General features: G+C 62.0%; 11 protein-coding genes. 6 read left to right on the top strand and 5 right to left on the bottom strand.

From position 1 onward, the window contains the following. Nucleotides 1-82 precede the first annotated feature (82 nt). Nucleotides 83-1,030 (top strand): DUF1853 family protein, encoded by a 948-nt coding sequence (locus ACOZK9_RS21115; RefSeq protein WP_421556512.1) that lies wholly within the window; start codon nt 83-85, stop codon nt 1,028-1,030. Here ACOZK9_RS21115 and pvdP read toward each other — a convergent pair. Next, nucleotides 1,023-2,642 carry a pyoverdine maturation tyrosinase PvdP gene (gene pvdP, locus ACOZK9_RS21110; protein WP_421556485.1) on the bottom strand — a complete coding sequence of 540 codons (1,620 nt, stop codon included), beginning with the start codon at nt 2,640-2,642 and terminating at the stop codon, nt 1,023-1,025. The two genes, ACOZK9_RS21115 and pvdP, sit on opposite strands and share 8 nt — an antisense overlap. A 153-nt stretch (nt 2,643-2,795) precedes the next feature. Between pvdP and pvdM the strand changes: the two genes are divergently transcribed. The 3 genes from pvdM to pvdO are packed head-to-tail and all read left to right on the top strand — an operon-like array spanning nt 2,796 to nt 6,350. After that, nucleotides 2,796-4,145: a pyoverdine-tailoring dipeptidase-like protein PvdM gene (gene pvdM / locus ACOZK9_RS21105; protein ID WP_421556484.1), complete on the top strand. Its 1,350-nt coding sequence runs from the start codon at nt 2,796-2,798 to the stop codon at nt 4,143-4,145. A gap of 18 nt (nt 4,146-4,163) precedes the next feature. Further along, a complete protein-coding gene (pvdN, locus tag ACOZK9_RS21100; RefSeq protein ID WP_152749724.1) occupies nt 4,164-5,444 on the top strand; it encodes a pyoverdine-tailoring periplasmic protein PvdN in 1,281 nt (426 codons plus the stop codon). A gap of 33 nt (nt 5,445-5,477) precedes the next feature. Continuing rightward, nucleotides 5,478-6,350 carry a dihydropyoverdine dehydrogenase gene (gene pvdO / locus ACOZK9_RS21095; RefSeq protein WP_421556483.1) on the top strand — a complete coding sequence of 291 codons (873 nt, stop codon included), beginning with the start codon at nt 5,478-5,480 and terminating at the stop codon, nt 6,348-6,350. Nucleotides 6,351-6,436: 86 nt separating this feature from the next. Here the strand turns inward: pvdO and ACOZK9_RS21090 are convergent, their stop codons facing one another. The 3 genes from ACOZK9_RS21090 to ACOZK9_RS21080 form a co-directional block, all read right to left on the bottom strand. Beyond that, nucleotides 6,437-6,742 (bottom strand): M91 family zinc metallopeptidase, encoded by a 306-nt coding sequence (locus tag ACOZK9_RS21090; protein ID WP_241678122.1) that lies wholly within the window; start codon nt 6,740-6,742, stop codon nt 6,437-6,439. An 85-nt stretch (nt 6,743-6,827) separates the two neighbouring features. Further along, complete coding sequence (locus ACOZK9_RS21085) at nt 6,828-7,646, bottom strand: calcium-binding protein (protein WP_241678123.1); 819 nt, start codon at nt 7,644-7,646, stop codon at nt 6,828-6,830. 250 nt (nt 7,647-7,896) lie between these two features. After that, nucleotides 7,897-8,730: a N(5)-hydroxyornithine transformylase PvdF gene (locus ACOZK9_RS21080; RefSeq protein WP_421556482.1), complete on the bottom strand. Its 834-nt coding sequence runs from the start codon at nt 8,728-8,730 to the stop codon at nt 7,897-7,899. A 199-nt stretch (nt 8,731-8,929) separates the two neighbouring features. Between ACOZK9_RS21080 and ACOZK9_RS21075 the strand changes: the two genes are divergently transcribed. Together ACOZK9_RS21075 and ACOZK9_RS21070 are read left to right on the top strand one after the other, a co-directional pair. Then, entirely contained in the window at nt 8,930-10,582 is a 1,653-nt protein-coding gene (locus tag ACOZK9_RS21075; protein ID WP_099237091.1) for a cyclic peptide export ABC transporter, read from the top strand. A 152-nt stretch (nt 10,583-10,734) separates the two neighbouring features. Beyond that, nucleotides 10,735-13,131, top strand: coding sequence for a TonB-dependent siderophore receptor (locus ACOZK9_RS21070; RefSeq protein WP_421556481.1), 2,397 nt, complete (start codon nt 10,735-10,737; stop codon nt 13,129-13,131). Between the two features lie 177 nt (nt 13,132-13,308). On the opposite strand, the gene ACOZK9_RS21065 is transcribed toward ACOZK9_RS21070, so the two are convergent. Continuing rightward, nucleotides 13,309-25,155 (bottom strand): non-ribosomal peptide synthase/polyketide synthase, encoded by an 11,847-nt coding sequence (locus tag ACOZK9_RS21065; protein WP_421556480.1) that lies wholly within the window; start codon nt 25,153-25,155, stop codon nt 13,309-13,311. Between the last annotated feature and the right edge of the window lie 3 nt (nt 25,156-25,158).

The raw sequence follows: 25,158 nt of genomic DNA, 5'->3' as shown, positions 1-25,158 counted from the left end.
CAAAACCCTTTGTCGCCGCAGGGGCTGGATGACAATGGTTCTCAGCCACCCACGCAGCGGTTAAACCGCTATGCTCGCAGGCATGACCGTGTTCGCCGATTTGCATGCGCTGCCCCGCCAACTGCGTCACCCCGAGGTGCGTGATTTGGCGTGGGTGATACTCGCCCCGCCGATGCTCGCGCAAACACCCTGGGCGCAGCGCCATCCGCTGGCCGGCAGCGACTGGGTGCAGGCACCGCATGTTCTGGAACAGTGGTTACGCGCACTCGATCAGGACAGCCGCGCCTTGCAGCAATGGCTGAGCCTGTCGCGCAGCCGACGCCTGGGCGTGTATTACGAGCGGCTGTGGCAATTCGCCGTGCAGCATGCGCCAGGCGTGGAGTTGCTGGCCGCCAACCTGCCGATCCGTCGCGCCGGGCATACCTTGGGCGAGCTGGACATGCTGCTGCGTGATCGCGATGGCGTGCACCATCTGGAGCTGGCGATCAAACTCTACCTCGGCCCGCAGCACGGCGATGGCCAAGACACCGCGCAATGGCTCGGCCCCGGCTGCAATGACCGGCTGGACCGCAAACTGGCGCACCTCACCCAACACCAATTGCCGATGTCGGCGCGCGCGGAAAGCCGCGAAGCCTTGGCGGCACTGGATATTCAGCAGTTCGATGCGCACTTGTGGCTCGGCGGGTACTTGCTTTACCCGTGGCCCGGCGAGGCTGCCGCCCCACACGGCGCGCACCCGCAGCATTTGCGCGGGCGCTGGTTGCATCAGCGTGATTGGCCGGCATTCGCGGCTGGCAGCGCGCCGGGCCGCTGGCAGCCGCTGCCCCGGCATGCATGGTTGGCACCGGCACATTACGCGCCAAGTGAGCTGTGGAGCGAGGCGCAGATGCAAGCGTGGCTGGCGGCGCTGGAACCGATGGCGCCCGCGCAGTTGTTGGTGCGCCTGGTGCAGAACGGCGAGGATTGGCAGGAAGCCGAACGCCTGTTTCTGGTCGCCGACCTTTGGCCGAACGTGCCGGGTATCACTTGAGCTTCAAGTGCCGCGCATACCACGGCCGCTTCGGCACCCGCTTGAACAACGCCTGCAAACCCTCGTCCTCGGCTGCGAATGTAATCCGCAGCGCGAGCTTCATGGTCTCCGGGTCCATCTCCATCGACCGCCCGATCTGCAACCCCGGCGTGGTGCTGCAGCCATGCGTGTCCGGCCCCAGCCACGGGTCGCCCACTTCCACCCATCGCCCCGGCGCAAACCAGGCCACGCCGTTGAGCTGTAGCCGGCTGACCGCGCCCGGATTGATGCGCTCGTGGGCATGAAACCAGTCCTCGATGCGGTCATCGATCCAGCCGTGAAAGTGCCAGAACACCGGGTTTACGTGCGATGAAAACGGGTCGCCGAGGAAGTCGTTTTGCGCGGCGTACCAACGCGCGGCAAAGTCCGCCGGGTCACGGGCGAAGGGCACCGGGGCGCCGTTGGAAGGGTCACGCGGCACCGAGGCCCAGCGCATGTGCAGCCAGTCGTGCAGGCCCAGCTCCATTTCCGAGCCTAACTGGCCCAAGGTTAATTTGGCCAAGTAGCGCGGGTCGCGGTATTGCGACTCCCATACTTGAAAGTTGCTGTGGTAGGTCTCGGCCGCCTTGATGTCGCTGACCCACTGGGTGTAGTCGCCATCCTCCGGCGCCGACCACGCGGGCGGCAGCGCAAAGCCGTCATGGTTGTCGAAGTAACGCACAAAACCCTGACGGTCGCGCTCCAGCGCCGGCTGCGGTTGGGGAAATTGCGGCCACGACGGCAAGTCTTGCATCGAACGTGCAGTGCCGAGCATGTGCCGGTGCATAAAAAAGAAGTCGATACCCGAACCGTTGCGGTCTTTATGCTTGCCCCGGGCATCCCGCTCCTGTCCGCGCGGCCCGGGCTGCCAGCCGATGCCGCGCAGGGCGTCGCGTTTTTCTTCAGAGAGCTTGTGCCATTGGTCACGCGTGGCGTGCCAGAGCTGATGAAACAGCCGATGTTCGGGGGCGATCAGCCAGGCCAGCAGCGTCGGATTGAGGCCGATACGCTCACGCGCTTCGGGAAACACGTGCTTGTGGGCGACAACGCGATTGTCGCGCTCGGTCAGGGCCAAGGGTCGGTCGAGGTCGAAAATCTGCCCGCTGAGGGTGCCACTGCCGGCATTGCCGAAGTCGGCCCAGACTTCGTCGAGGCTCATTTTGAATTCATACGCCGGTGCGCCGCCGGGCGCATCGCGGTCGATCAGGCGCCAGTAGAGCAAGGCGCCCTCGCCCGTCAGCAGGTCGCCGAGTACGCGGTAGCGCGGTTCACCGTCGGCGCGCAGGTTGGCGGCCGTGTCCAGATAACCGCGCAGGCCACGGCCACGCGGGGCGATGTCGAGCAGCAGCTCCAGGCCTTGCAGCGGCAAGCCTTTAAGGCCGGCATCGCGACCTTCCAGGCGCAGGCTCCACACGCCACGCAGGGTGTTCGCCAGGTGCTGGCCGGCGGTGTCGGCCAGATCCACCGTGGCTTCGCCCGGGGTGACCGGGAACTCTTGTTCACGCGTCAGCTCGCGATGGGCATAAAAAGCCGCCGGCACGGCAGCGCCTGTCAGCGCCAGGCCTGCGATGAACCCACGTCGAGAGATGGTCATTATTTACCTTAGGAAACGGCTTGATCAGAGCTAGAACGTTGGCGCCGCCGATAAATTTACCGGCGTGCCTGCTGTGCCTGATGCCGCACCTAAATTTCGCCGCCCATCGCTCGTTCTTCCTCAGAGCAAAAGCCTCAACTGACTGAGATGGCAATGACAAAACCACGTTCGAAAAAGGCGCTGTTCATCGGCCTGCCATTGGCATTGGCCATCGGCGCCGGGGCTGGCTGGCTGGTCTGGGACCATTGGTTTCGCGGCAATGCCGGCTACCCGCTGGAGGTGATCAAGCAGGCCAACGAAATGCAGGACCGCCTGCTGTCATTCGACAGCCATATCACCGTGCCCATGGACTTCGGTACGGCTGGCAACGAGGCCGATAAAGATGGCGGCGGCCAGTTCGACTTGGCCAAGGCGGCACGCGGGCGCTTGTCGGGGGCAGCCCTGACGATTTTCGGCTGGCCGGAAATCTGGAACGGCGCCAACGCGCCGCACAAGCCCACCGACGGCTTTGTCGAAGAGGCCCGCCATGAGCAAGAAGTGCGCTACACGATCATCTCTGGCATGGTGCGCGACTTCCCCAACCAAGTGGGCATCGCCTACACCCCGGACGACTTCAGGCGCCTGCACGGCGAGGGCAAGTTTGCGATCTTTATCAGCATGCTCAACGCCTACCCGCTGGGCAACGACCTGAACCAGCTTGACCTGTGGACCGCGCGCGGCATGCGCATGTTCGGTTTCAGTTACATCGGCAACAACGCCTGGTCGGACTCGTCGCGCCCCCTGCCGTTTTTCAATGATTCGACCGATGCCCTCGAAGGCCTGTCGCCCATCGGCAAGCAAGCGGTGCAGCGCCTGAATGACCTCGGGGTGATCATCGACGTGTCGCAAATGTCGACCAAGGCGCTGGAGCAAGTCGCGCAGTTGAGCCGCACGCCAATGGTCGCGTCGCACTCGGCGCCGCGCGCCTCGGTGGACATCCCGCGCAACCTCAGCGACAAAGAATTGCAACTGATCAAGAACAGTGGCGGCGTGGTGCAGGTGGTGGCCTTCCCGGCCTATTTGCGCCCGCTGAGCCAGCCCACCCAAGACAAACTCAACGTGCTGCGTGCGCGTTTTGATTTGCCGCCGCTGCCGAACCTGGCCATGGCCTTGATGCCCGGCGACGCGATCATTGCCGCCTGGCCGGAGCAAAAATTCGGCGAGTACGCACAGGGGCTGTACGGCATTCTTGAAGAAGAACCCAAGGCCAGCCTCAAGGATTGGGGTGATGCCATCGACTACACGGTGCGCAAGATCGGTATCGATCACGTCGGCATCTCGTCGGACTTCAACGACGGCGGCGGCATTCAGGGCTGGGAGAACGTCGGCGAGGTGCGCAACGTCACCGCCGAGCTGATCCAGCGTGGCTACTCCGAAGCAGACATCGCCAAGCTGTGGGGCGGCAACTTCCTGCGGGTGTGGGACCAGGTACAAAAAGCCGCCAAGCCATTGGCTAACCGCTGACTCGCTGGAAGCCCGTTGATGACCGACCGCCGTACATTTCTCAAACAGGCCGGGGTATTCGCCGCCAGCCTGCCGTTGGGCGCAGCCCTCGTGCCGCAGGCCATGGCCGCTAACCCTGCGCCCGCGACGAACGACCCATGGACGGGTTTCAAGCAACTGTTCAACCAGGACCCGGACTACCTGCACTTTTCCAACTTTCTGGTGGCCTCGCACCCCAAGCCGGTGCGCGAGGCGATTGAGCGCTATCGCCAGCAGATCGACCGCAACCCTGGGCTGGCGATGGACTGGGGCCTTGAGGAAACCTGGAAACGTGAAGGCCAGGTGCGGAAGTGGGCCGGTCGCTATTTAAACGCGCAGCCGCCGCAAATCGCCCTCACCGGCAGCACCTCCGAAGGTTTGGCGATGATTTATGGCGGGATCAAGCTGCGGCCTGATCAGGAAATCCTCACCACGGTGCATGAGCACTATGCGACCCAAAACGTGCTGGATTTTCGCGTGCTCAAGCAAGGCACTCAGGTGCGCCGGATCAGCTTGTTCGAACAGGCTAGCCGTGTCTCCGCCGACGAAATCCTCGGCAACATCAAGCGCAATATCCGCCCCACTACCCGTGTGCTGGGCATGACGTGGGTGCAGTCCGGCAGTGGCGTGAAGCTGCCCATTGGCGAGATCGGCAAGCTGGTCGAGGAACAGAACCGCAACCGCGATGACAACGACCGCATCCTGTATGTGGTGGATGGCGTGCACGGCTTCGGCGTGGAAAACCTCGATTTTCCGGCCATGCACTGCGACTTCTTTATTGCTGGCACGCATAAATGGATGTTTGGCCCGCGCGGCACCGGCCTGGTGTGTGCGCGTGACGCCGAGAACAAATACGTGACGCCGATGGTGCCGACGTTTTCCGAGGACACCAATTTCGCCACCACCATGACCCCTGGCGGCTACCACGCGTTCGAGCATCGCTGGGCGGCGGATGAGGCGTTCAAGTTGCACCTGCAAGTCGGCAAGGCGCAGGTGCAGGCCCGTATTCATTCGCTGAACACCGAACTGAAAGAGCAGTTGCTGGCGCACCCGCAGGTCGAACTGGTGACACCGCGCAGCCCCGACCTGTCGGCCGGTTTCAGCTTCTTTCGGGTCAACGGCCGGGACAGCGAAGCGGTGGTGGCCCACATGATGAAAAACCGCGTGGTGATCGACGCGGTGGACCGCGATGTCGGCCCGGTGATCCGCACCTCGCCCGGCCTGCTTAACAGCCCGGATGAGATCCAGCGCTTCATGACCTTGTTGACGGCGCAGTTGTGACACCCCCTTTTTTTCTTTGAACGAGATGCCCACATGAAACCATCCCGACTCAAACCCTTGACAGCCCTGGCGCTGACCGCGCTGTGCGGTGCACTGCTGCCACAGCTTGCACAGGCCGCCGCGCCACAACCGGGCAAAGTTTTCAAGGACTGCAAGGACTGCCCGGAAATGGTCGTGCTGCCCGCCGGCACCTTCACCATGGGCACCCCGGAAGACGAAGTCGGCCGCGAACCCGACGAAGGCCCGATGCATGCGGTGACCTTCGCCAAGGCGTTTGCGATGAGCCGCTTTCAGATCACTGCGGGCGAATGGGACAGCTATATCCGCCAGACCGGCGTGAAGATCGCCGATGGCGACACCCGCCCCGGCCGCGAATGCATCGCCAGCAAGCCGCGCTACCCGCAAGGGCCGCGTCAGCCGGCGGTGTGCATGGACATGGACGACATCAAGCAGTACGTGGCGTGGCTGTCGAAAAAGACCGGCCAGCACTATCACATGGTCAGCGAAGCCCAGCGTGAGTACGCGGCGCGCGCCGGTACCAGTGGGCCGTTCCCGTTCCCGTTTGATGCGGGCAAGGGTTACAGCATCGCCGAGCATGCCAATACTTATGGGCCGGCTGATGGCTACAGTTATTCCTCGCCGGTGGGCAGTTACGCGCCGAACGCGTTTGGCCTGTACGACATGCATGGCAATGTGTATGAGCGGGTAGCTGATTGTGAGCATCCAAACTACATCGGCGCGCCGACTGACGGCAGCGCCTGGATGGAGCCCAAGTGTGAGAGTTATCAGATTCGCGGCAATGATTGGGGCGAGGCGCCGGTGTTTTCGCGTTCGGGCAACCGCAATAATATCTACCCGCAGACCCGCGGGGACTGGATCGGCTTTCGTGTAGTGCGCGATCTTTGAAACACGCCAGCGCAAAATGCAGGGGCTTGGATTCCCTGCAGCCTGCGCCTTGCCTGATTTAAGGCAAGGCGCAAAATGCAGGGAAACTAATTCAGAGCGCCCTGGCTACCGCTTCCCTGAGGGCTCGGCTTGACCAGATAGTTTGGCCTTAATGGTTTACCCATTTCTTCATTCAAGGCGTTCTCGGTGAATGGGTACGGATTGATCGCGCTCGGCAGCGTCGAGAGGTTGTTATCAAGGTCAAATGGCTCCGCATCGCTAGCCAGGCCAATGGCCTGACGTTCAAAGTTGGGAACAGCGCGCGACTCGCCGGGTTCCGGGCTTTCAGCGGTCTCGCCCGCCAGGAATGTGCCGGTGGCGCCATTGTAGGCATGCGCCATTTCATGGAACAAAGCCGTAAAGCGCCTGCTGACCTGCAGGCGAGCTGCGTAAAAACCCGAAATCGTCGGCGACGCGTTGTTTTAAATCCTTCTGGTCTTATCCTGACGCCCCCTCTTTTTCTGCCACTGTGAAACCATTTTCACCCGCATTACTGGGTTTTACCTCGGTATAAGCCGAACCCTGGGTACGGTCGAAGTGGTCATTGGCGCCAGCGTAAATCCGATCCTTGCGCAGATTACGCATGACGTGGTCGTTACCTTCGCCGGTATAGAAGGTCGTGCTGTCGTGCCCGATCAAATGATCATCATCGTTACCGCCATGTAGAACCGTGTGCCCGCTACCGGCATAAAGCCAATCTTTGCCGTCGCCTCCGTCCAGGTAGGTCTGTTTGGTTGGGGCGCCAAACCCCGCATAAAGACGATCATTGCCTTTGTTGCCGTAGATCAAGGCATTGCCTTTACCATTAATGATCGTGTCGTCGCCGTCATTGCCCTCGGCATAACCAATGCCGCTGCCTAGCCGTATTAAGTCGTTACCACTTTGCCCATAGAGTCTGGACCTGCCTCCGCCCGCCTGGAGATGGTCATCGCCATCGCCGCCATCAACATCCAGAGCAAGCTTGACGTCATCGTCGACGATAACCGTGTCATTACCGCCCCTGGCGTTGATGAAGAGGCCCTGCTCTGTGCCATCTTTCGCTTTTGCGTCAACCACATACGACTTCCCATTGACGATGAACTGCAGCTTTTCGCCCGGCCAACTGCGTACATGGATATGGTCTGCATTGTCACCGGTTTCCACCACCAGTCGATTCGACACAATCTTGGGTTTTTCGGGGTCCGCGGTATCCCAGGCAATTTCGCGGCTTATTTTTACATCAGACTTTTCAAGCAGAGGGTGCAGCCTAACGCTCAAGCCCCATGGCTCCAGGTCGGACGGAGGGTCATAGGGCGACGGTTTGGGCCTGTTCGGCTCAGTGGATGCGTTGTAGTGGGGCTGAGTGGGTGCTGAATGAGCGAGGGGCGACAGCATCGATATATCCTTCCTGTTAATCGTCGGAAACCTGACTGTTCGCCAGGTCTACTGCCTACGTGGAGGATCGACGCGCGAGCGTTCCCAACGCCCGTAACGGGCGTACTACCAAACGTTGCCTGTACCAGAAAAATCAGCTCCAGCCCTTGCGAGCCAACAATTCCAGCCCTTCATGCAACGCCGGAAACAGGCTGTTGTTGAAGTTGTTCCAGCGCAGTTCAAGAATCGTGTCTTGCGGCGAGATCTCGGTGTTGAGCACATCGTGGAACACTTCGCCAGAGTCGATACCGTTATCCACATAGTGGAACGACGCACCGGTCAAATACACCGGCTCCGACGGCGTCGTCGCCTTGGTCGCCCAGTCCACCACCGTTTGCCCACGCGCGCCATACAGCGCATTCCAGGTGGCGTATGCCCCGCGGCGCTCATAAGGCGACTCGATCCGGGTAATGCCCGGGTGAATGTTCATGATCCTCCGCGCAAACGGCGCCCCTGGCCGCACCAGCTCATCCAGAATCACCAGCAAACCATCCAGCACCACGATGTCGGCCTTCAACTCCACCAACGTATCGTGCAGGCGCCGCTCAAAATCCTGCTTGCCGGCGATATGCGCAGCGCTGCCGCGCGGCAGGCGACGGTAGGTCGACGGCACACTCAGCAACAGGTCGTTGACCCGCTGGCCCTGCACCTGCAAATCCGCCGGGTACAGCCACTGGCGGCCGGGCGTGCAGGCAAAGCCGTAGTCGGCCACCAACTGCTGGTCACGCGGGTTCTGTTCATCATCGTCGTACACCACGCCAACCAGGTTATAGGCGTCGCCCAGCGGCGTGTCGTTCAGCGACCCCACCAGAAATTCCAGCACCGACTTCATGTAGCGCTCGTGGTCCTTGTAGGCCACCGGCTGCCCGGCCTTGTCGGCGGCGGCATTTCTCAGGGACCAGACATACACCAGATTCTTTTTCGTCATTGTTTCGCTCTCGCTGAATGAACTGCGCGCTGCGTCAATACGCGTGCGCCTACAGCACAAGAACGAACCAAACCCTCGGCAATTTATCCCGCGCCACTGCCGTCGGGCACAGCGCGCTAAATACTCGCGGCAGCACTTCGTTAGTCATGGGTAAGGGTCTGTGTGCCCAGCCCCTCTTTTCACTCTCCGGGAAGTATTTATGACCGACCCCAAGCGCGGCGCCTTTAATGGTCTGCTCGCATTGCTCAGACCCTTCCGTACCCTCGTGACGATCTCCGTCGCATTGGGCATGGTCGGAGGCCTGGCTATCACCTTGCTGCTGGCCACCATCAATAATGCCCTGCATTCGGCCAACGGCATGACCCAAGGCGTGGTGCTGACCTTTGCGGCGCTGTGTGTGCTGGCACTGCTCAGTTCGATCATTTCGGACATCGGCACCAACTACGTTGGGCAACGCATCATCGCCGCCTTGCGCAAAGACCTCGGCGAAAAGGTGCTGTCGGCGCCCATCGGGCAAATTGAGCGTTACCGCTCGCACCGCTTGATCCCGGTGCTGACGCATGACGTTGATACCATCAGCGATTTTTCCTTCGCCTTCACGCCGCTGGCCATCGCCGCCACGGTCACCCTCGGCTGCCTGGGTTACCTGGCCTACTTGTCGGTGCCGATGTTCTTGATGATGGTGGTGGCGATTATTATCGGCAGCGCCGTGCAGTTTATCGCCGGCGGCAAGGGCATCCAGGGCTTTGACCAGGCGCGCAGCCACGAAGATGAACTGCAGCGTTACTACAACGCGATCGCTTCCGGCGCCAAGGAATTGCGCATGCACCGGCCACGGCGCTTTCGCATGAACACCCACCGCATCCAGGAAACCGCCGACCTGATCAGCGACATTCAGGTGCGCTCGGTCAACATCTACATCCTCGCCAAGACCTTTGGCTCGATGCTGTTCTTCGTGGTGATCGGCCTGGCGCTGGCGATGCAGGCCTACAAGCCGAACCCGGACCCGACCGTGATCACCGGTTTCGTGCTGGTGCTGCTGTACATGAAAGGCCCGCTGGAACACTTGCTCGGCTATTTGCCGGTGGTGGGTAAAGCCAAGATCGCCTTTGGCCGGATCAGCGAGTTGTCGCAGCGCTTCTCGTCCCCCGAACCGCACCTGCTGATGGATGACAGCGAAGCGCCAACACCGCTGGTCAACAGCCTCGAACTGCGCGGCGTGAGCTACAGCCCACCGGCAGTGGAAGGCAGCGAGTCGTTCCACCTGGGGCCGATCAACCTGAGCATCAAGCAAGGCGATATCGTGTTTATCGTCGGCGAAAACGGCAGCGGCAAAACCACCCTGATCAAGCTGCTGCTGGGCTTGTACACGCCTCAGGCGGGTGAGATTCGCCTCAACGGCGAGGCCGTGACCGACCCTGAGCGCGACGATTACCGCCAACTGTTCACCACAATCTTTTCCGACTATTACCTGTTCGACGACCTGGTACAGGGCAGCGCCACCCAGTCCCTGGACAGCGCCGCCAAATACCTGGAACGCCTGGAAATCGCGCACAAGGTCAGCGTGAAGGACGGCGTGTTCAGCACCACCGACTTGTCCACCGGCCAACGCAAGCGCCTGGCATTGGTCAATGCGTGGCTTGAAGAACGCCCGGTGCTGGTGTTTGACGAATGGGCCGCCGACCAGGACCCGGCCTTCCGCCGCATCTTCTACACCGAGCTGTTGCCGGACCTCAAGCGGCTGGGCAAAACCATCATCGTAATCAGCCACGACGACCGTTATTTCGACATCGCCGACCAGTTGGTGCGCCTGCGTGCCGGCCAGGTGGTGCACGAGATGGAGCCCGCCTGAAATTTCTTTTCCGGTTTTGCCAGGTAGGAACGTCTCACTAGTGGTAATGAGAACTAAACTCAATAAACACCCATAGCAGCCCACTTAACATAGAAGAGAAAGCATCCATGCCAGCAAGACTCGGTCTCAGCCCTCTAAGCAAAGCGCTATCCATGCGCCGGGCCCTGAACATCAACCTGTCTGCGAGCGGTCTGGTCCTGGCGCTGTCGCTGCCGGTGGCAGGCTATGCACAGGCGCAGGAGATCGAGCTGGATATTCCCGCGCAGTCGCTGGGGAGCGCGCTGCAGGAATTCGGTCGTCAGACCAACGTGCAGGTGCTGTATGCGCCGGGTGATGTGCAGGGCAAGAACAGCCGCGCGGTCAAGGGCAAGATGGCGCCGCAGCAGGCCATTGATACCTTGCTGGGTGGCACTGAAACGACCCACAGCCTCAGTGGCAACGCGCTGACCGTGACCGCCGCCGGCGCTTTCTCCGGGGTGGAACTGAGCCCGACTCAGGTGACTGGAAACGTATTGGGCAACATTACCGAAGATTCCGGCTCCTATACGCCGGGCACCGTTGCCACGGCCACACGCCTGACCCTGACGCCTCGGCAAACCCCGCAATCGATCACGGTGATTACCCGCCAGCACATCGAAGACTTCGGCCTCAATAACGTTGATGACGTGATGCGCAACACGCCGGGCATCACCGTATCGGCCTATGACACCGACCGCACCAACTACTATTCGCGGGGTTTCTCGGTCAACAGCTTCCAGTACGATGGCATCCCGTCCACCGTGCGCAACGTCGGCTATTCGGCCGGCAACACCCTGAGTGACATGGCCATCTACGACCGTGTCGAAGTACTCAAGGGCTCAACCGGCCTGCTTAACGGTGCCGGTTCGCTGGGCGCGACCATCAACCTGGTTCGCAAAAAGCCAACCTCGGCGTTCAAGGGCCATGTACAACTGGGCGCGGGCTCGTGGGACAACTACCGCAGCGAAGTCGATGTCAGCGGCCCGTTGACCGACAGCGGTAATGTACGCGGCCGCGCGGTGGCTGCGTATCAAGACAAAAACTCGTTCATGGACCACTACTCGCGCAAGACTGAAACCTACTACGGCATCACCGAATTCGACCTGTCGCCCGACACCATGCTGACCGTCGGCTTCGACTACCAGGACAACACACCGAAAGGCTCCAGTTGGTCCGGTGCCTTCCCGTTGGTGAAGTACGACGGCAGCATCAACAAGATGCCGCGCTCCTACAACAACGGCACCAGCTGGAGTTCATGGGAGCAAAACACCCGCACCGCCTTTGCCATGCTCGAGCATGACCTGGGCGACGGCTGGGTCACCAAGTTCCAACTCGACCACAAGATCAACAGCTACCACGCCGACCTCGGCTCTATCCAGTTCGTGCAGCCGGCAGCCGATGGCACCGCAGAGATCAATGGGCAGAAGTACACCGGCGAGACCAAAAGCACCTCGGCTGACCTGTATGCCACCGGGCCTTTCAGCCTGTTCGGCCGCGACCATGAACTGGTGGTGGGCGGTTCGATCGGCACCTCGCGCTGGCAGGGCAAGGGTTATTGGTCGCCGGAATGGCCAGATGGCAACAAGGTGGATTTTTACAACTGGAACGGCGCTATCAGCAAGCCGATTTATGGCCCGGCCCAACAGTACAACGACGACACCATTCGCCAGACCGGCTACTACGTGACCACGCGTTTGAACGTGATGGATGACCTCAACGTGATTCTCGGCGGCCGTGTCGCCAACTACCACGTCACCGGTAACAACCCGTCATACAAGGAAACCGGCCGGTTTATTCCTTATGCGGGTGTGATCTACGACCTTAACGACAACTTCTCGCTGTACACCAGCTACACCGATATTTTCCAACCGCAAGAAAGTACTTACAAAGACCGCAACGAAACGCTGTTGGAGCCGGACGAAGGGCAAAACTATGAGTTCGGCCTCAAGGGCGAGTTCTTTGAAGGCCGCCTGAACACCAGCCTTGCGTATTTCGAGGTGCATGAAACCAATCGCGCTATACCCGACGACGCCTACAACAACCAAACTCCGGCGCCGCAAAACTATGCGTTCAAGGGTTCCAAGGCCGTCACCAAAGGCTACGAAGCGGAAATCTCCGGGGAATTGAGCCCAGGCTGGCAAGTGCAGGGTGGTTACACGCACAAGATCGTACGCGACGAAGACAACAAAAAAATCTCCACCTTCGAGCCGGAGCATCAGGTCAACCTGAACACCACCTACAAGCTCAAGGGCAACCTCGACCAGTTCACCATCGGTGGCGGCGTGCGCTGGCAGAGCAAGGGCTGGTACGAGATCTATAACTCGCCGCTCGACAAAAACCAGGACATCACCCAGAAATCCTATTGGGTGGTGGACCTGTTGACCCGCTACCAGATCACCAAGAACCTCTCGGCGACGGTCAACGTCAACAACATCTTTGACACGAACTACTACACCAACGTGGGCTTCTATAACTCGGCCGCCTACGGTGAGCCGCGTAACGTAATGTTCAGCACCCGCTGGGACTTCTGACCTGATGCAGTGATCGCCCCGGTGATCAAGTTAAAGCCCGATGAAGGCCTCGCTTTCATCGGGCTTTTACACGCGACGGGTGCAATGATCAGCGGGAAGGAATGCAGTGCCTGATGGGCCAGAAAACACGCACAAAAAAACCGGATCAATGATCCGGTTTTTTTGTGCAGCGGCGCCCTACTCCATGGCGGCCACCAAGCTATTGATGAACTCGGCGCTGTCGATGATCCCGTCATGATCGGTGTCGATCATCACTGAACGCTCGATGCGCCCCTGGCCAATTACACCCACCATGTGCTGCTCAATCTGCGCTTTGAACTGCCCGGCGCGGCTCAATGAAGCCCACCAGCAACTGAGCGGCGCCTTGATCGGCTTAAAGTCCGCCGCCGTCATACGCTCACTGAGTGCCCGGTCAACCTCCCAGGAAATCTGTGCTTCATTGCCACGCAGCAACTCTTCCTTGATGCCGGTGAACGCCTCACCCAGCGTATGTTCGGCCCATGCCACGAACGCTTGCCATTGCAACGCTTCGTCCTTAGCCTCACGTTGGCACTGCTGCCAGGCACTTTCAATGTGCTCGGCAAACGCCGGGAACATCACCCCGAGCAATGCCGCGCGCCGTTCATTGGCCGACACCTCACGGTCTTCCTCGATGACCACCGCGTCCCAATACGGCGTGAGCCATTGCGGTGGCGCAGCGTCGATCCAGCCGACAAATTCGACCTCACGCCCTGCTTGCTCCAGCGCATAGGCGACTTCCATCGCCAGGTTGCCACCCAGCGACCAGCCGGCCAGGCGATAGGCGCCTTGCGGCTGAGCGCTCAACAATTGCGCGGTGTAGTCGTCGACCATCGCTTGCCACTCCGGCACCGACGCGCCCTCCTCCACCAGCGCACGGCAGATCACGCCGTACACCGGGCGCTGCTCGCGGAGTGCCAGGGCAATGGCGGTGTAGCAATGCACCGAGCCAAAGCTTGGGTGGAACATGAACAGCGGCGTGCCATGGGTCTGGCTGTTGAGCTTGACGATCAACTCGCTTCGCGCACTGCCCTGCAGGCAAGCGACCTGCCCACGCACGGTAGGGTTGAGCATCAACTGACTGACGGACAGGTTGACCCCGCTGACCTGCCGGATGCGCTCCTTGAGCAGCAGCACACGCAAAGAATGCCCGCCCAGCTCGAAGAAATTGTCGTTCAGCCCGACCCGTTCAACCCCGAGCACCTCGCTCCAAATCGCAGCAACATGCTGCTCGATTTCACTCTGCGGCGCCTGATAAGCCTGCGCTGCGTTTGCTTCAGGGGTGGGCAGCGCTTTGCGGTCCAGCTTGCCGTTCGGACTCAACGGCATCTGCTCCAGCAGCACCCACTGCGCGGGCACCATGTAGTCCGGCAATTGCGCAGCCAAGTGTTCGCCGACTGCGGTTTTCCAGTCTTCGCCGCACGCATGCAACACCACATAACCCACCAGATACGCGCCATCCACGGCCAGCACCGCCGCTTCGCGCACATTCGCGTGCTCCAGCAGGCGCGCTTCGATTTCACCCAATTCGATGCGCAGCCCGCGCAGCTTGACCTGATGGTCGATGCGCCCGGCGTACTCGATCACGCCGTCATCACGGTAGCGCGCCAGGTCGCCGCTGCGGTACAGGCGTGCGCCGCTGCCAAACGGGTCAGTCACAAAACGCTCGGCGGTCAACGCCGGCCGACGGTGGTAACCCCGCGCCAGACCGAGGCCGCCCAAGTACAGCTCGCCCAACACGCCCACCGGCGCCGGTTCCAGGTTGCCGTCCAGCACGTAGCAGCCCAAGTTGGCGATGGGCCGGCCAATCGGCACGGCATCACGCCCTTCGTCGACGCACGTCCAGTGAGTTACATCGATGGCGGCCTCCGTCGGCCCATACAAGTTGTACAGCTGGGCGGCCGGCAACTTGGCAAATACCTGCTGCTGAGCATCCACCGGCAAGGCTTCACCACTGCACACAATGCGTTGCAGGCTATGGCAGGCATTAACCGTCGGGTCTTGCAAGAAGGCTTGCAGCATGGACGGCACAAAGTGCAGCGTGGTGACCTGCTCGGCGTTGATCAGGCTGACCAGCCTGGCCGGGTCGCGATGGTCGCCAGGCGCTGCCACCACCAGGCGCGCGCCGGTCATCAGCGGCCAGAAGAATTCCCAGACCGACACGTCAAAGCTGAACGGCGTCTTCTGCAGCACCGTATCGCTGGCATCCAGGCCATACGCCTGTTGCATCCAGCACAGTCGATTGGTCAGTGCGCAATGCCGATTACCGGCGCCCTTGGGCTGCCCGGTAGAACCCGAGGTATAGATCACATACGCGAGGTTTTCGCCCTGTAGGGCGATAGCCGGGTTGTGCTCACTATAGCCCTCAAGCCACGCCGCCCCGCTTTCCAGCACCAGGCTCTGAACGCCCTGCGGAATCGGCAGTTGTTCGAGCAAATGCGCCTGCGTCAGCAGCCATGTCACACCGCTGTCTTGCAGCATGTAGCTGAGTCGGTCACGCGGGTAGTCCGGGTCCAGCGGCACATACGCGCCACCGGCCTTGAGCACTGCGAGCAGGCCGACGACCATCTCGATCGAGCGCTCCACCGCCAGCCCCACCAGCACGTCCGGCCCCACACCCGCCGCGATCAAACGATGCGCCAAGCGGTTGGCGCGACGGTTCAGTTCGGCGTAACTCAGTGGCTGCCCGGCAAACACCAGCGCCGTAGCCTCCGGCGTACGTGCGACCTGCGCTTCAATCAACTGATGCACGCCTTGGTCCAGCGGGTAAGTCTGCGCCGTGGCATTCCAGGCCTGCAGCGTTTCGCGCTGGGCCTGAGCCACGGAAGGGAGCGTGGCCAGGCGCTGATCGGCATCCATAATCAGGGCGTTGAGCAACTGCTCGAAGTGTTCAGCCAAACCCTGAATACGCGCGGCACTGAAGGCCTGCCGGTCGTAGTTGAATTCAAGCCCGAGGCTCTCGCCCATGCCCAACAGCACGGTCAACGGGTAGTGCGTCTGCTCAAGGCTGTGCACAGCGCCAAAGCGCAGGCCCGACGGCGCGCCCTGCTCCAATGCCTCGGACACCGGGTAGTTCTCGAACACCAGGATGCTGTCGAACAGCGCCTCGCCGCCCAACCCGGCCCAGCGCTGAATCTCGAACAGCGGCGTATGCTCTTGCTCACGCAAGCGCACGTTCTGCGCCTGAACCTGTTGCAGCCACTGGCTAACCGATAGCTGTGCGTCCGGCGTGGCCACCACGGGCAGCGTGTTGATAAACAACCCGACCTGCTGTTCGATGCCGCGCAGCTCGGCGGGGCGGCCGGCCACGGTGGCACCGAAAGCGACCGTGGCCTGCCCGGTGTGATAGTGCAGCAGCAGTAACCAGGCGGCTTGCACCAAGGTATTGAGGGTGACTTTGTTGCTTTGCGCAAACGCTTTGAGGCGCTCGGTGTGCGCGGCATCAAAGCTCAATCGATGTTCGCCGTTGGCCGCCAGCGCCGCCGGTTCGTCGGTCGACAGGTCTTGCGCCAGGCGCGTGGGCGCCAGCAAGTTGACCAGTTGTTCTTTCCAGAAGGTTTCGCTGACGGCCTGGTTCTGCGCTTGCAGCCAAGCGATGTAATCGCGATAACGCCCGGTCGGCGCGGCCAGCGGCTCGCTGGCATAGTGTTGGAGTACTTCACCAAACAGCTGCGAACCGCTCCAACCGTCCATCAGGATGTGGTGGTTGGTGTAGATCAGGTGATAACTCGACACGCCGGTGCGTATCACCGACAGGCGCAACAGCGGCGCCTGTTCCAGCACAAAACCCTCGGCGCGTGCCGATTCGGCGAGGCTGTCGAGGGCCGCGAGGCAGTCTGCGCGGCCCTGCCAATCGAGTGCATCGAACGGCATGCGGCGCTGCTTGTAAACCACTTGCAGCGGTTGCTGCACATCGGTCTGCCAGAGAAAACCGCTGCGCAGAATTTCATGCCGGTCGACCGCCGCCTGCCAAGCCTGGCGGAAACGCGGCACGTCCAAACCGTCCACATCAATGCGCATCTGGTTGATGTAGTCGCCAGAACCTTCGCCATACAACGACTGGAACAACATGCCTTGCTGCATCGGCGACAACGGGTACAGGTCTTCAACTTCAGCGGCGCTCAGTGGCAGCGCGTCCAGTTGGCTTTGAGACAGGCGCGCCAGCGGGAAGTCCGACGGCGTGACACCTTGATGGGGCGCCGCGCAGCAATGCTCAATCAAGGCCTTCAGCTCCACGGCGTAGTCATCGGCCAGTTGCTGCACGGTGGCGGGCGCGAACATGGCCTGGCTGAAACTCCAGTTCAGTTTCAGCTCACCGGCGTAGACCTGGCCATTGATTTCCAGCCAATTGCCCAGCGGCGCATCGTCGCTTTGTTCGGCGCCGCCGGCCTCACCGGATGGCGCGAACAGGCCTTGCTGTTCGCCGCCTTCAAAACTGCCGTCGAACTGCCCCAAATAGTTGAACGTAATGCGCGGGGTTGGCAACGCGGCCAACGCCTGCTGAGCCTCGTGGCTGCCCAAATAACGCAAGGCCCCAAAACCCAGGCCTTTGTTGGGCACTGCGCGCAGTTGCTCCTTGATCTGTTTGAGCGAGCCTGCCAGCGAATCGGTTGGCACCAGTTGCAACGGATAGAGGCTGGTAAACCAACCGACGGTGCGGGTCAGGTCGATCTCGTCGAACAGGTCTTCGCGGCCGTGGCCTTCCAGGCGGATCAACATCGACGCGTCACCGGTCCAGCGCACCATCACGCGTGCCAGCGCCGTCAACAGCAGGTCGTTGATTTGAGTCCGGTAGGCACTTGGCGCGTCTTGCAGCAAGCGTCGGGTAAACCCTTGGTCCAAATGGGTGGTCACGCTCAGCGCATCGCGGTTGCTCACGCTGGCCTGCGGGTCGGCGCCCGGCAAACCGGCGCGGCTGCCGTGCAACTGCGTCTGCCACCAGCGCAACTCCTGGCCAAGCGCTGCACTGCCGGCGTAAGCCTGCAGCCGCTCGGCCCAAGCGCGTGTGGAGCTGGTTTTGGCCGGCAGTACCACGTTGGCGCCTTCAGCCAATTGGCGGTAGGCGCTTTGCAAGTCTTCCAGCAGGATGCGCCAGGACACCCCGTCCACCACCAAGTGATGGATCACCAGCAGCAAGCGTTGTGAGCCATCGGCCAGGCCCACCAATACCGCACGCAACAGCGGGCCTTGGCTCAGGTCGAGGCTGCGTTGAGCCTCTTCGCCCAACGCCTCAAGTTCTTCCAGCGTGGTGAGCGTGGTCTGCCACAGCACCTCTTCGGCCTGGTGCTGCTCCGGGCCTCGGTAGGCCGCGGCCCAGCCGTTTGCAGCGTGAACAAAGCGCGTACGCAGGGCGTCGTGATGCTCAATCAAAGCCTGCAACGCCGCCACCAGCAGCGGCGCCTCCAGCCGTTGGTGCGGTTGCAGCACCACGGATTGGTTCCAGTGCTCGCGCTGAGGAATTTCATCGTCAAAAAACGCGTGTTGCACAGGCAGCAGCAGCAACTCGCCGGTCAGTGCCGACTGATCAAGCACCACCGCGCCCTCGCCCTCCAGGGCGACCGCCGCCAGGCTCTGCACCGTTTGGTGCTGGAACAGATCCTTGGGCGTGAACCGCACACCCACCTGGCGTGCACGGCTGACCACCTGGATAGAAATGATCGAATCGCCGCCCAGTTCGAAGAAGTTGTCATGCACGCCCACGCGCGGCAGGCGCAGCACGTCGGACCAGATCGCCGCGAGCTTGTGCTCCAGCTCACTCTGCGGTGCGACGTAGACCTGCTGCATCAGGCTCACGTCCGGCAGCGGCAAGCCTTTACGATCCAGCTTGCCATTCGGCGTCAGCGGCATACACGCCAGGAACATCAAGTGCGTGGGCACCATGTAGTCCGGCAGGCGGGTTTTCAGCGCGCGGCGCAGTGCTTCACGGCTGTTCGATTGCGCCACGGCATCGTCGAGCAACGTCAGGTCCAACGGCACCACATAGGCGACCAGCTGTTTGCCGGTCGGGCCTTCCTGGGCGACCACCACCGTTTCGCCGACGCTGTCCTGCTCACGCAGGCGCGCTTCGATTTCACCCAGCTCGATGCGGAAACCACGGATTTTCACCTGATGGTCGACGCGGCCCAAATAGTCGACCACGCCGTCCGGGCGGCCTCGGGTCAGGTCGCCGCTGCGGTACACGCGGCTGCCGGGTTTACCGAACGGGTCTGGCACAAAACGCTCGGCGGTCAATGCTGGACGCTCCAGATAACCTCGCGCCACGCCCTCGCCGCCCAAGTACAACTCACCCGCCACGCCGATGGGTTGCAGGTTCAATTGCGCGTCCAATACGTAGCCGCTGCGGTTGCCCAACAGCGTGCCGATGGGCGCGTAGACCGCGCCGCAAGGGTCGCCACGGCGGGCTTTCCACAGCAACGGCGTGACCACCGTTTCCGTCGGGCCGTAGCCGTTGAACAGGTAGGTCGGCTTAAGCGCACGCCACGCCAGGTCATAACTGGCTTGAGCGACGGCATCACCGCCGAAGCAGTAAACCCGCACCGCCGGTGGGTTGCCGTCACGCTCGGCATGCTCGGCCAACTGTTGCAGGTACACCGGCGGGAACACGGCCATGGTCACGTTATGGCGGTGCATTTGTGCGTAGGTGTATTCCGGCAACCACAGGCTGTCGTCGCGAATCAGCACGCTGGCGCCGTTGATCAACGGGTGCATCCAGCCTTCGTGGGAACCGTCGAAGGCGAAAGACATAAAATGCAGCTCGCAGTCCGCCGGGCCGGTTTCATAGCGCTCGCCGGTGGCGATGATGTGCGCAACCAACGGCCCGTGAGCCACGGCCACGCCTTTGGGCAAGCCGGTGGAGCCGGAGGTGTAGATCACGTAGGCGAGGTTGTCGCCGTGCAGTGTCACCTGTGGCGCGCTGTCATCAGCGCCAGCCCAGGCTTCGGCCTTATCGACCGCAAGCGCTTGCAGCCCTTGCGGAATCGGCAGCCGCTGCTGCACGGCAGAATGCGTCAGCAACAGTTGCGCACGGCTGTCTTGCATCATGTAGAGCAGGCGGTCACGCGGGTATTCCACGTCCAGCGGCACATACACGCCACCGGCTTTCATCACCGCGAGGAACGCCACCATGATTTCGGCGCTGCGCGGCATGGCGATGGCCACGCGCACTTCCGGGCCGATACCGCGAGCAATCAGCGCATGCGCCAGGCGATTGGCCTGGTCATCCAGTTCCGCGTAAGTAAGGGTTTGCGCATCGAATTTGACCGCGACGGCATTCGGCGTTTCACGCGCGCGGTCAGCGAACAATTCATGCACCAGGCGCGTAGCCGGGAAGCCCGAATCGGTGCAGTCCCACAGCTCAAGAATCTGTTGGCGCTCGGCAGCGTCCAGCAACGGCAATTGGCTGAGGCTTTGCTGCGGATTGGCAACCATGCCCTGCAACAGGTTCTGCCAATGCCGGGCCATGCGTTGCACGGTGGCGGCTTCAAACAGGTCTTGGGCATACCCCAACGTGGCCCAGATGCCCTCGGTGGACTCCTGAATATCCAGGTCGAGGTCGAAGTGTGCGGTCTTGCTCTCCCAGTCCAGCCCTTCTACGCGCAGGTGCGGCAACTGATGCTGGACCTGGGCCTGGCCCACATCGGTCTGGTGGTTGAACATCACTTGGAACAACGGGTTGTGGCTCAGGCTGCGTTCCGGTTGCAGCGCCTCTACCAATTGCTCGAACGGCAGGTCCTGATGCGCCTGGGCATCCAGCGCGCGTTGGCGCGTGTGCTGCAACAACTGCTCGACGCTCATCTGCCCATGCAGGTCGGCTTTGAGCACTTGGGTGTTGACGAAAAAGCCGATCAGGCGCTCGGTCTCGCTGCGATTGCGGTTGGCAATCGGCACGCCGACGCGAATCTCTTCCTGGCCGCTGTAGCGGTGCAGCAGGGTTTGGAACGACGCCAGCAGCAACATGAACAGGGTCACGCCTTGTTGCTGGGCCAACGTCTTGAGGTCGTGCGCCAGCGCCGGTGCCAGCTCAATCGCCAGGCGTGCGCCACGGTGGCTCTGCACCGCCGGGCGCGGGTGGTCGAAGGGCAATTCGAGCACGCTCTGCTCACCGCCGAGTACCTCGCGCCAGTACGCCAGTTGACGGGCTTTTTCGCCCGCGTCCATCCAGTGGCGTTGCCACACGGCGTAATCGGCGTACTGGATCGGCAGCACCGGCAGTTGCACGTCCTGCCCCTGGCTGTACGCCGCGTAGAGCTGCACCAGCTCTTCCACCACCAACTGCATCGACCAACCATCGGACACGATGTGATGCTGCACCAGCACCAGCACATGTTCGTCGGCGGCCAAGCGCAGCAGCGTCACACGCAGCAGCGGGCCTTGTTGCAGGTCGAACGGCTGGGCGATTTCAGCTTCTACGCGCGCCTTGAGCTGCGCTTCCTCAACGTCGTCGTGCGCAATCTGCAACGCCACCACTGGCGCAATCACCTGCACCGCGCCGTCGTGCGTCTGGCGCACATGCGTGCGCAGGCTTTCATGGCGGGCCAGCAGCGTGTCGAAACTGCGTTGCAACGCCGCCGCATCCAACTGGCCTTTCAAGCGCAGGGCGCTGGGCACGTGATACGCAGCGCTTTGCGGCTCCAGTTGCCAGAGGAACCATTGGCGCTCTTGCGCATATGACAACGGCAACGCCTGGTCACGCCCCACCGGCAGCAGCGCCGGAGCTTTGGGTGCCGTCGGGGAATGCGCTTCAATGGCGGCGACGAATCCGTCCAGGCGCGGCTGTTCAAACAGGCTCTTGAGCGGTACTTCAAGGTTGAGTGCCTGGCGGATGCGTGAGACCACCTGCATCGCCAGCAGCGAATGCCCACCCAGCTCGAAAAAGTGCTGGGTCAGGCCCACGCGCTCAGTGCCGAGAATATCCGCCCAGATCGCCGCAACCTGTTGTTGCAGCGGCGTGACAGGCGCTTGCCAGTCGGCTTGCACTGCGCCGGCATCCGGTTTGGGCAGTGCCTGGCGGTCCAGCTTGCCATTCGGGTTCAACGGCATGTGCGAGAGGAAGATCAGGTGCGCCGGCACCATGTAGTCCGGCAATTGTTCGCGCAGGCTGGCCTTGAGCTGTTCAGTGGCGGCCGCCTGTTCTGCCTCACCGAGTGATTGTGTTGGCACCACGTAGGCCAACAGTTGGTTATCAGCGGCCAGCAGCAGGGTTTCGCGCACACCTGGCTGGGCCAGCAGCAATGCCTCAATTTCACCCAGCTCGATGCGAAAACCGCGAATTTTGACCTGATGATCGACACGCCCGACGTACTCGATCACCCCGTCGGCGCGACAGCGTGCCAGGTCACCGGTGCGGTACACACGCTCGCCCGAGCGGCCCAGAGGGTCGGCAACAAAACGCTCGGCGGTCAGCGCAGGTTGCTGCAGGTAGGCGCGGGCCAGGCCACTTTGACTGGCGATATACAGCTCACCCACCGCGCCCATTGGCAGCAGGTTTAAATCGCGGTCGAGCACATACAAGCCGCGCCCCGCCAGCGCTCGGCCGATAGGGCTGGCGCTGGCACCGATCACGGTCGTCGCGTCGCTGCAGTCGAGCACACTCGACACCACCGTCGCCTCGGTAGGCCCATAGGTATTGAGCAGGCGCACATGCCCGAGCCCGGCGCGACGCCACAGCGCCGGGCCGTCCAGCGGCATGGCTTCGCCGCCGATATGCACCTGGCGCAGTGCACCGTAAGCGCGTGGGCCGGCCGCCAGGCAATCCTGCAAGAAGAGCTTCCAGTACGCCGTTGGCAAGTCGGCCAGGGTGATGCCCTGCGCGATGATCTGCCGGTACAGCTCGGCACCGTCCCACAACTGCGGGCCGCGCAGCACCACGCTGGCGCCGCGGGTCAGCGCCGGGTACAACTGCTCGACGAAACCGTCGAAGTTCAAGGTCGCAAACTGCAACACCCGGTCATCCGGGGTCAGGCACGAGTAGTCGGCGGCGATGCTCGCAAACTCACTCAGGGCCGCATGGTTGATGGCCACGCCCTTGGGTTTGCCGGTAGAGCCGGAGGTGTAAATCACATAGGCCAGGCTGCGCGGCTCGAACTCGAACTGCGGGTTGTGCTCGGCACACTGCGCAAGCTGCGCATCGGCCAAGTCGATGTCCAGCGTCGCCAACCGCTCAGGCAACGGCAGGCGCTGACGCAGCGAAGACTCGGTCAACACCAGTCGCACGCCGCTGTCCTCAAGCATGTGCACCAGGCGCTCGCGCGGGTAGTCAGGGTCGAGTGGCACGTAGGCGCCGCCCGCCTTGAGCACCGCCAGCAGGCTGACCACCATGGCGAATGAGCGCTCCACGGCGATGCCGACCAGTACCTCCGGGCCTACGCCTTGGCCGATCAAGTAGTGCGCCAAGCGGTTGGCCTGGCGATTCAACTCGGCGTAACTCATGGCCTGCTCATCCAGCGCCAACGCCTGGCGCTGCGGGTGCTGGTGCGCCTGCGCTTCGAATAACTGATGCACCGCGCGCAACTCAGTGCGGGTGGCCGGGGCGTTCCACGCCTGACGTATCAGCGCGTGTTCGGCGTCGCTGAGCATCTGCAAGTCACTGATGCGGCTGTGAGGCGCGCTCACCAAGGCGTGCAGCAGGTTCTGCCAGTGCTGCGCGAAACGCTCTATCGTCGCGGCATCAAACAGGTCAGTGGCGTAGGTCAGCGCGGCCCAAATGCCCTCTGCGGATTCATGCGTGTCCAGGCTCAAGTCGAAGTGCGTGGTGTGGCTGTCCCAGTCCAGCTCCGCGACGCGCAGGCCCGGCAATTGCTGGCCCTCGTCTTTGGCGTCGGTCTGGTGATTGAACATTACCTGAAACAACGGGTTGTGGCTCAGGCTGCGCTCGGGCTGCAACGCCACCACCAGTTGCTCGAAAGGCAGGTCTTGGTGAGCCTGGGCTTCGAGGGCGCGACGCTTGGTCTGTTGCAGCAGTTCGACGAAGGTCATCTGCCCATCGAGGTCGGCCTTGAGCACTTGCGTGTTGACGAAAAAGCCGATCAACCGTTCGGTTTCGACACGGTTACGGTTGGCGTTGGGTACGCCAACGCGGACATCCGACTGCCCGCTGTAGCGATAGAGCAAGGTCTGGAACGACGCCAGCAACAGCATGAACGGGGTGGCGCCCTCTTGCTGCGCAAGGCGTTTTATAGCGCTGACCAATGCGGGTGGCAGATGCACTTGCAGGCTGTTGCCGCGATGGCTTTGTTGGGCCGGGCGCGGATGGTCGAGGGGCAGCTCCAGCACCGGTTGTTCACCGCCGAGCAGTGCCTGCCAGTAAGCCAACTGACGGGCTTTCTCGCCGGCCTCCATCCAGCCGCGCTGCCACAGGGCATAGTCGGCGTACTGGATCGGCAGGTCCGGCAATTCAACGCTGCGGCCCTGACTGCAAGCGGCATAGAGTTGCACGAGTTCCTCGACCATCACTTGCATCGACCAACCATCGGAAATGATGTGGTGCTGCACCATCACCAGCACATGCTCATCTTCGGCCAGTTGCAGCAGCGTCACACGCAACAGCGGTGCCTGGAGCAGATCGAACGGCAGCGCGACCTGCGCTTGCACCTGCGCCATCAACTGCTGTTCGTCGGTGCGCACCTGCACGATTTCAACCGTGGCCTGCGGCATGACCGCCTGCAGCAGCCGCTCACCGTCTTGCACCAGGCGCGTGCGCAGGCTTTCGTGACGCGCCAGCAATGCGTCGAAACTCTGTTGCAGCGCCGCCAGATCCAGCTGGCCGTGCAGGCGCAGCGCGCCGGGAATGTGATAGGTGGCGCTGCCCGGGTCCAACTGCCAGAGAAACCACTGGCGCTCTTGCGCGTAGGACAATGGCAACGTGTCGGCAGCCTGGCGGGTCGGGGCAATCGGCAATTGCGCAAAGCTCATGCCGCGCGCTTGCAGGCGCTGATAAAACTGCTGGCGTTGTTCAAGAGGCAGGCGAAGAAAGCGCGAGACCAAGTCGATATTAGGGTTGGAAAGCATGGT

Origin of the sequence: Pseudomonas kitaguniensis (assembly GCF_049199985.1) — a bacterium.
GTDB lineage: Bacteria > Pseudomonadota > Gammaproteobacteria > Pseudomonadales > Pseudomonadaceae > Aquipseudomonas > Aquipseudomonas kitaguniensis.
This window is presented reverse-complemented; position numbering and strand designations above follow the sequence as displayed.

What these genes read in the sequence shown, in the direction of transcription:
- ACOZK9_RS21080 (WP_421556482.1), bottom strand. Translation starts at nt 8,730, where the DNA reads ATGACGAAAAAGAATCTGGTGTATGTCTGGTCCCTGAGAAATGCCGCC.
- ACOZK9_RS21065 (WP_421556480.1), bottom strand. Translation starts at nt 25,155, where the DNA reads ATGCTTTCCAACCCTAATATCGACTTGGTCTCGCGCTTTCTTCGCCTG.
- ACOZK9_RS21115 (WP_421556512.1), top strand. Translation starts at nt 83, where the DNA reads ATGACCGTGTTCGCCGATTTGCATGCGCTGCCCCGCCAACTGCGTCAC.
- pvdO (WP_421556483.1), top strand. Translation starts at nt 5,478, where the DNA reads ATGAAACCATCCCGACTCAAACCCTTGACAGCCCTGGCGCTGACCGCG.
- pvdP (WP_421556485.1), bottom strand. Translation starts at nt 2,642, where the DNA reads ATGACCATCTCTCGACGTGGGTTCATCGCAGGCCTGGCGCTGACAGGC.
- ACOZK9_RS21070 (WP_421556481.1), top strand. Translation starts at nt 10,735, where the DNA reads ATGCGCCGGGCCCTGAACATCAACCTGTCTGCGAGCGGTCTGGTCCTG.
- pvdN (WP_152749724.1), top strand. Translation starts at nt 4,164, where the DNA reads ATGACCGACCGCCGTACATTTCTCAAACAGGCCGGGGTATTCGCCGCC.
- ACOZK9_RS21075 (WP_099237091.1), top strand. Translation starts at nt 8,930, where the DNA reads ATGACCGACCCCAAGCGCGGCGCCTTTAATGGTCTGCTCGCATTGCTC.
- pvdM (WP_421556484.1), top strand. Translation starts at nt 2,796, where the DNA reads ATGACAAAACCACGTTCGAAAAAGGCGCTGTTCATCGGCCTGCCATTG.